The sequence below is a fragment of the Mesorhizobium sp. M5C.F.Ca.IN.020.32.2.1 genome (assembly GCF_004023105.1).
GTDB classification, from domain to species: domain Bacteria; phylum Pseudomonadota; class Alphaproteobacteria; order Rhizobiales; family Rhizobiaceae; genus Mesorhizobium; species Mesorhizobium wenxiniae.
Window position 1 is genome coordinate 1 of sequence record NZ_RZSX01000321.1, and the last position, 6,500, is coordinate 6,500.

Annotated in this window: 9 protein-coding genes; 6 read left to right on the top strand and 3 right to left on the bottom strand. The window is 61.9% G+C overall.

All coding sequences use genetic code 11. The annotated features are described in order from the left end of the window. The 5 genes from EOA86_RS17290 to EOA86_RS17310 all read left to right on the top strand — a co-directional run. On the top strand, nt 1-526 hold a 526-nt coding region (locus tag EOA86_RS17290), incomplete at its 5' end, for a beta-propeller fold lactonase family protein (RefSeq protein ID WP_164891791.1). 52 nt (nt 527-578) lie between these two features. Beyond that, nucleotides 579-1,073, top strand: a complete 495-nt coding sequence (locus tag EOA86_RS17295; RefSeq protein ID WP_128342759.1) for a hypothetical protein — start codon at nt 579-581, stop codon at nt 1,071-1,073. A 135-nt stretch (nt 1,074-1,208) separates the two neighbouring features. Then, nucleotides 1,209-1,961, top strand: a complete 753-nt coding sequence (locus tag EOA86_RS17300) for an ATP-binding cassette domain-containing protein (RefSeq protein ID WP_348633353.1) — start codon at nt 1,209-1,211, stop codon at nt 1,959-1,961. 11 nt (nt 1,962-1,972) lie between these two features. Then, a complete protein-coding gene (locus tag EOA86_RS17305) occupies nt 1,973-2,833 on the top strand; it encodes an ABC transporter permease (RefSeq protein WP_164891793.1) in 861 nt (286 codons plus the stop codon). After that, a complete protein-coding gene (locus EOA86_RS17310; RefSeq protein ID WP_128342764.1) occupies nt 2,833-3,462 on the top strand; it encodes a hypothetical protein in 630 nt (209 codons plus the stop codon). Before EOA86_RS17305 ends, EOA86_RS17310 begins: the two co-directional genes overlap by 1 nt. A gap of 27 nt (nt 3,463-3,489) precedes the next feature. Here EOA86_RS17310 and EOA86_RS17315 read toward each other — a convergent pair whose 3' ends face one another. From EOA86_RS17315 to EOA86_RS17325, 3 genes are all read right to left on the bottom strand, one after another. Next, entirely contained in the window at nt 3,490-3,690 is a 201-nt protein-coding gene (locus EOA86_RS17315) for a hypothetical protein (protein WP_095518885.1), read from the bottom strand. A gap of 396 nt (nt 3,691-4,086) precedes the next feature. Beyond that, on the bottom strand, nt 4,087-5,391 hold the full coding sequence (gene fabF / locus EOA86_RS17320; RefSeq protein ID WP_128342766.1) for a beta-ketoacyl-ACP synthase II: 1,305 nt from the start codon (nt 5,389-5,391) through the stop codon (nt 4,087-4,089). Between the two features lie 47 nt (nt 5,392-5,438). Next, complete coding sequence (locus EOA86_RS17325) at nt 5,439-6,017, bottom strand: TetR/AcrR family transcriptional regulator (protein ID WP_128342768.1); 579 nt, start codon at nt 6,015-6,017, stop codon at nt 5,439-5,441. Between the two features lie 122 nt (nt 6,018-6,139). Here EOA86_RS17325 and EOA86_RS17330 point away from each other — a divergent pair. Then, nucleotides 6,140-6,500: nuclear transport factor 2 family protein (locus EOA86_RS17330; RefSeq protein WP_164891792.1), on the top strand; the 361-nt coding region annotated here is incomplete at its 3' end.

Genomic DNA, 6,500 nt, shown 5'->3' on the forward strand with positions numbered 1-6,500 from the left:
GATCATGATCAATACGTCCGAAACGACAAACATGGCGCATTTCATCGATACGTCGACCCACGAGATCACCGACAACGTGCTGGTGGATGCGCGTCCGCGCTTCGTCGAGTTCACCCCCGACGGCAAGCAGGCCTGGGTGACTGCCGAGATCGGCGGCACTGTTTCGGTGATCGACAATCAAACGCGCGAAGTTGTCCAGAAGATCACCTTCGAGATTGCCGGCCTGAGGGCCGAATCGATCCAGCCGGTCGGTGTGCGCATCACCGCCGACGGCAAGAAAGCCTATGTGGCGCTCGGACCGGCCAACCGCGTCGCGGTGATCAACACCCACACATACGAGGTCGAGAAATACGTGCTGGTCGGCCAACGCGTCTGGCAGCTCGCTTTCACTCCGGACCAGAAAACCATCATCTCGACCAACGGCGTGTCGAACGACATCACCTTCATCGACGTGGAGACCGACGAGCCGGTGCAGTCGGTGACCGTCGGCGCGCTGCCATGGGGCGTCGTCGTCTCGCCCAATTGAATCAACTCAATTGTATCAAACAGACAAAAAAACAGCAGAAGGGCAGGAAATCATGCGGAAATTTCGGGCCGTCACTTTCGCTGCGCTGGTCGGCATGGCACTCACGCAGGGCCAGGTATGGGCGCAGGATAATGACGACGACGCAGCCGCCGGTGCGGCCACCAAAACTGACGCCAGCCCCGAAGCCGAGAAGGCAACCCGGGCCAGCAAGGACGTGCCGGAACTTATCCTCGGCAGCAAGGAAGACCAGTTCACCGCCAACCAGAAGGACTTCCAGCTGATTGCCGGCCAGGGCTATCGCTGGAAGATCACCGCGGCGGGCGGGCTGGAGTACAAATTCCATACCGACCTCTTCCGCAATGTGTGGAACAACCAGATCGTGATCAATGACCTCGAGGTGCACATGAACGGCGCACCCGCATGGCTCGAATTCGACGCCGACGGCACCATCCAGGTGCAGTTCACCACCGTGAGGCCCGGCATCTACACATGGTCGGTGCCCGACCTCGCCGACAGAGGCATGAAAGGCACAATCACGATCAAGTAGGATCACCGGAAATCGGGACCTTCGCGATCGGGCCCGGTGCGCTAGACTCCTGGTGCGCTAGGTGCGCTAGACTATCGTCGACGACAAGGAGCCAGCCGCGTGCAGCATGTGAGGACAAGCGGACCAGGAGATGAGGTGGCGGCGCTCGACGTCGTCGGCGTCAGCCATTCCTATGGTCCGAAGCGGGCGCTCAACGACGTCTCATTCTCGATCGCGCCGGCGACCTTCACCGTCCTTCTTGGCCTTAACGGCGCCGGCAAGACAACTCTGTTCTCGCTGATCAGCCATCTTTACGACACGCGCCGCGGATCGATCCGCATCTTCGGTCATGACGTCAGCCGCGCTTCTGGCGAAGCACTCAGGCGTGTCGGCATCGTGTTCCAGGCCCGCACGCTCGACCTCGATCTCAGCGTCCACCAGAACCTCTCCTATCACGCCGCGCTGCATGGCATCGGCGGACGCGAGGCCCGGCAGCGCATTGCCGCGCTGCTCGATACGGTCGACATGCAGGGCCGTCAGCATGACAAGGCACGCAGTCTTTCCGGCGGCCAGATGCGGCGCATCGAGATCGCCAGGGCGCTGCTCCACCGCCCTTCCCTGCTGCTGCTCGACGAGGCGACCGTCGGTCTCGACATCCAGTCGCGTGCGGGCATTCTTGCCACCATCCGCAAGCTCGTCGAAACCGAGGGCATTAGCGTGCTGTGGGCGACGCATCTGATCGACGAGGTTAAAGACGGCGACCATGTCGTCGTGCTGCGGCAGGGCGAACTGGTCGCCAAGGGCAAGGTTGCCGATGTAGTCAGGACGAGCGGCGCCGGTTCGATCCGCGACGCCTTTTCGAGGCTCAGCCGCATCGAGGCAGCCGGCATCGCGGAGATATCGCCATGAGCGCTCCCGCAATGCCCGAGAAAGTCGCCGGCATCATCCCGGTGAAGTTCGAAAAATTCGGCCTGCGCCATTATCTCATTTGCCTCAAAGGCGTCGTCCTGCGGGAGTGCCTGCGCTTCCTGCACCAGCGCGAGCGCTTCATATCCTCGCTTGTTCGGCCGCTCATCTGGCTGTTCATTTTTGCCGCCGGATTCCGGCAGGTGCTCGGCGTATCGATCATCCCACCCTACAAGACCTACGTGCTCTACGAGGTCTACATCACGCCGGGCTTGTGCGGCATGATCCTGCTGTTCTCAGGCATGCAGTCTTCGCTGTCGATGGTTTATGACCGCGAGATGGGCAACATGCGCACCCTTTTGGTCAGCCCCTTCCCGCGCTGGTTCCTGCTGGTGTCGAAGATGCTCGCCGGCGTCTCCGTATCGATTGCGCAGGTCTACGCGTTCCTGATCGTTGCCTGGTTTTGGGGCGTCAAGGCACCGCCGATCGGCTATCTCATGGTGCTGCCGGCGTTGTTCTTGTCGGGCATGATGCTTTGCGCGCTCGGCATGCTTTTGTCGTCGATGGTCAAGCAGCTCGAAAATTTCGCCGGCATCATGAACTTCGTCATCTTTCCCGGCTATTTCGCCTCTCCGGCGCTCTATCCATTGTGGCGCATCCAGGAGGCGAGCCCGCTGCTCTACAAAATCTGCCTCGCCAACCCGTTCACTTATGCGGTCGAGTTGATCCGCTTCGCCTTCTACGGGCAGGTTAACTGGCTGTCGCTGGGCGTCGTTGCCGGCTGCACGCTGCTGTTCCTTGCCGCCGCAATCATCGCCTACGACCCTTCGCGCGGCCTGATGACCCGCAAACAGGACACGGGAGGAAATGCCTGATGGCACGAATGAGCCTTGTTCGCAGCCTGGCTGTGGTTGCCATGCTCGCGCCGGGCGTGAACGCCATGGCGGCGAACATCGATCCGGACTGGCCTTGCATACAGCGCAAGGTACCACAACTCTCGCTCGGCCAGATCTGGAACGGGCCGGAGCTGCCGCCAGCGGCGAAGGACTTGTCGAAAGACCCCGGTATCTCCGCCCTGGTCGAGGAGGTAGCAGTCCGGCGGATGCCGATTGCCGAAGCCCAAAAGAAGATCAAGGATTTCGCCGCCTCGCTGCCGGCCGAGCAGCTTGCGCCGAAAATGGCGATGCTGGTGCAAGGCATGTTCGATCACATGGACGCCGAGCGTTCTCACGTGATCTCAGGCATTGCCCGTTACGCCCACAAGCAGCTCGAAATGGCCGCCGCGTTGCGCAAGGAAGCGTCCGACGTCGATGCGTTGCGGGCAAAGCCCGATGCAGATCCCAACGAGATCGAACGGCGAACCGAACAGCTGAAATTCGCAACGCGAATTTTCAACGAACGCGTACAATCACTGACTTACGTCTGTGAAGTGCCGACGATCATCGAGCAGCGGCTTTATCAATTGTCCAAGACGGTCTCGGAAACACTCGCCGTGAAGAAGTAGAACCTCATTCGACCTTCGCGGCGGCTCTCACGATCCTCGGCCGGGCAGCACGCGCCAGCGCTGAACGAAATAACCAGGATGCGTCTCGATCCACTGGGCGACCAGCGGCTGCGCCTGCATGAAGGCGGTCCCGGGATTCATCGCCAGGCCGTCCACCATCTGTTCGCGTTGTTCACAGGTCTGCGGCACATCCGTCAGGCAGACCATCATTACGAGCGTGTAAAGCATTGCCCCTTGTCCCCATCGAATTCCCGAACCCCATGCCCGGGAGGTTTCTGAGATACCGACCAGTCTGCAGGGGTCGCACATACAGATCGCTTACGGGTGTGAAAGGACGTGGCCCCTGCTCTTTCGCACTGCAACATAACATGCCGCTTATCTAACGCCAACGCTCGCCGAGGCGTTCTCCAGAGCAAATCACTTCAGGTTGGCGCTGCCTCAATGTGGCGCCGACGTTTCCAGGGCCGATGATTCCGACCTTCACGGCATGTCGTCGATGTCGTCAGACCGGCAGCCCGTTCTGCTTACGCAGGCTCCTTTCGAATGCGAATGCGGGGCGAAACGGCGCAGGAACTGACCTGGCGCGCCATTTTTTCCCGCCGCATAGCGCCTTCTCGGAGGGCGTCAGTTATGACCGCCTCTGGTGCCCGCACCGGCCAACTCGGCCGTCCAGCGCCGGAATAGCGCGCTGGCATTGACGCCTCCGAAGCCGAAGCCGTTGGAGATCGCGTAATCCATTCCCATCGGGCGGGCTTGGTTTGCGACGAAGTCGATCCCGTCGCCGGCTGGATCCGGCGCGCTCAAATTGAGTGTCGGCGGTGCCACCTGATCCCTGAGCGCCAGGATTGTGAAGATCGCTCCAAGCCCGCCGGCGGCTCCGAGCAGGTGTCCGGTCGCCGACTTCGTTCCGCTGACAGCGATGGCGGAATCTACGCCGAAGAGTGTTCTGATCGCCGCGATTTCCCCGAGGTCACCGACCGGGGTGGAGGTCGCGTGCGCATTGAGGTGGCGGACCTCACCCGGCGAGATGCCGGCTTGGGCGATCGCGATCTCCATAGCCCGCCGCGCCCCGTCGCCGTCCTCGGGACCGGAGGTGACGTGATGAGCATCCGCCGTCGTGCCGTAGCCGACGAGCTCGGCGAGCGGTTTCGCACCGCGCGCAAGCGCGTGGCTCAATTCCTCGATCACCAGAATGCCGGCTCCTTCGCCCATGACGAAGCCGTCACGCAACATGTCGAACGGACGGGAGGCCTGATCAGGACGGTGATTAAAGGAGGTCGAAAGAGAGCGAGCCGCGGCAAAACCACCGAGGCTGACGATATTCATGCATGCTTCCGTCCCGCCGCACACCGCGATGTCGGCTTCATTGGCGCGGATAAGACGAGCCGCATCGCCGATCGCCTGGATGCCGGCCGCACACGCCGTCACCGGTGCGCCGAGTGGCCCCTTGAAGCCATGGCGGATCGAGATGTGGCCCGCCGCGAGGTTCACCAGGAAGGACGGTACCGTAAACGGCGATAGACGGCGGACGCCGCGCCGGTCGACCGTGCGCACCGCCTCGGTTATGGCGGGGGACCCGCCGACGCCCGAGGCGATGATCGTGGCCGTACGCAGGCGATCCGCTTCCGAGGCGGGTGCCCATCCTGCTTGGGCGAGTGCCTCTTGTGCAGCGGCGAGTCCAAAGAGAATGAACCGGTCTACCTTGCGCTGGTCCTTTGGCGGCAGGACGGCATCCGGATCGAAACCAGCGTCCGGATCGTCTTCCAGCGACGGGACCACCCCGCCGATCTTCGCCGGCAGGTCTCCCACCACATCGTCCGGAAGCCTGCGGATGCCCGAGCGGCCGGCCAGGAGGCGCGACCAGGACGCTTCGACATCGGCAGCAAGGGGCGTGACCGCTCCCATGCCTGTAACAACGATCCGTCGCATCTATTCTCCTGTCGATTTGGCTGCGCCGCCAGCGCTGCTCATGCCGCTCAAGCGCCGGCTGCTTCACGAACCTGTTCGGTCGCCGCGTCCAGAAAGGCTTGGGCGAGGTGCGGGTCATTGACGACGCGCGATAGCGTCAGCGCACCGACCATCGTCGAGAGAATGGCCATGGCCTTTCCATCGGACTCCTCACCATTGGCCTCGGCAATGAAACGGCCGAGGATTTCGAGATGCTCCCTGATCCCGGCTTCGAACGACGCTTTCACTTCGCTGCCCTGTCTGGCGGCATCCGAACCGAGCGCGACAATCGGGCAGCCGTCCATCTTTTCTCCGCGATGGTCCATACTGAGGTAGAACGCGATCACCGCGCCAAGCGGATTCTCGGATTTTGCCGCAGTCGCGGCCGACCACCGGAGTGTGGCGCTCTTCATCGCCCGCCTGGACGCCTGCGCCGCCAGATCGTCCTTGGACGCGAACTGCTTGTAAAACGCGCCCTGGGTCAGCCCCGCAGCCTCCATCAGGTCCTTAAGGCCGATGCCGTCAAACCCGCGCTCCCGAAAAAGCCGGCTTGCCACATTGATCACGGTTTCGCGGTTTTCCGCAGCCTGAATGCGACTCACGCGCATGGTCGACCTCCTAAATTAGCTTGCGATCGACATCTATAGCAGATATAGAGTGCGAACGCAATCCAATTTAGCTGCGCACGGTGCCGACGATCACGCCATCGAAAGTTTGGAGGAGAGGTCAAATGCTCTACAGTTATTTTGTCGAGAAATCGATCCGGCAAAGCTTCGATCACGTCAACAAACATCGCTGGGATGAGGCGGTGAAAGCACTCGTGCCGCATGTTCATCATCGCGTATCCGGCGCCCACGCGCTTGGTGGTGAGCGGCACGACAAAGAAGCCGTGCGCCGCTGGTTTGAGCGCCTCGGCCGCGTCCTCCCCAATCTCCATCTCACGGTCAACCACATCTGGGTGAAGGGCTGGCCGTGGCGTACCACCGTGTTCGCCCAATGGGACGGCACCGCAACGCTGCTCAACGGCGACGCCTCGTACGTCAACCGTGGTCTCCACGTGTTCACGCTGCGGTGGGGCAGAGTTTATGCAC

What these genes read in the sequence shown, in the direction of transcription:
- EOA86_RS17315 (WP_095518885.1), bottom strand. Translation starts at nt 3,690, where the DNA reads ATGCTTTACACGCTCGTAATGATGGTCTGCCTGACGGATGTGCCGCAG.
- EOA86_RS17310 (WP_128342764.1), top strand. Translation starts at nt 2,833, where the DNA reads ATGGCACGAATGAGCCTTGTTCGCAGCCTGGCTGTGGTTGCCATGCTC.
- fabF (WP_128342766.1), bottom strand. Translation starts at nt 5,391, where the DNA reads ATGCGACGGATCGTTGTTACAGGCATGGGAGCGGTCACGCCCCTTGCT.
- EOA86_RS17295 (WP_128342759.1), top strand. Translation starts at nt 579, where the DNA reads ATGCGGAAATTTCGGGCCGTCACTTTCGCTGCGCTGGTCGGCATGGCA.
- EOA86_RS17325 (WP_128342768.1), bottom strand. Translation starts at nt 6,017, where the DNA reads ATGCGCGTGAGTCGCATTCAGGCTGCGGAAAACCGCGAAACCGTGATC.
- EOA86_RS17305 (WP_164891793.1), top strand. Translation starts at nt 1,973, where the DNA reads ATGCCCGAGAAAGTCGCCGGCATCATCCCGGTGAAGTTCGAAAAATTC.